Source organism: Streptomyces sp. DSM 15324, from assembly GCF_001514285.1.
Taxonomy (GTDB): domain Bacteria; phylum Actinomycetota; class Actinomycetes; order Streptomycetales; family Streptomycetaceae; genus Streptomyces.
Window position 1 is genome coordinate 119,644 of record NZ_KQ949041.1, and the last position, 534, is coordinate 120,177.

General features: G+C 70.4%; 1 protein-coding gene. It reads left to right on the forward strand.

Going from position 1 to position 534, the window contains the following annotated elements; translation table 11 throughout:
- Positions 1–18 precede the first annotated feature (18 nt).
- Positions 19–534 (forward strand): RNA polymerase sigma factor (locus tag AQJ58_RS38815; RefSeq protein WP_067259156.1); only part of this gene is annotated, 516 nt, incomplete at its 3' end.

Here is a 534-nt window from a genome sequence, read left to right on the forward strand (position 1 = left end):
ACGGAACATGGAGGTGCTGTGAGACGACGACGAACAACCGCCGGGGAGTACGGTGACCCGGCCGGACACCGGGCCCTGGAGGCTCTCTATACGGCGCATGCTGATCGGGTCCTGGCGTATCTGCTGCACCGTACGGACCGGGAGACCGCGCAGGACATCCTGTCGGAGACCTTCGTGCTGGCCTGGCGCAAATCAGGGGCGGTACCCGGCGACGCCCTGCCGTGGCTGCTCGCCTCGGCCCGGCGGCTGCTCGCCAACCGTGTGCGGTCCGACCAGCGGCACCGCGCACTGACCGATCGCCTGGCGGTCATGGCCGACCGGGCGGGGTCCGTGGAGATCGGGGACGCGATAGGGACGCGTGCCGAGGTGGCCGCCGCACTGTCGGCGCTGTCGGAACAGGACCGGGAGGTACTCGTGCTGAGTGCCTGGTACGGCCTGACGGCCAAGCAGGCGGCCGTGGTCATGGGCTGCACGGCCACTGCCTTCGCTGTGCGCCTGCATCGGGCGCGCAAACGGTTCAGGGCAGTGCTGCCC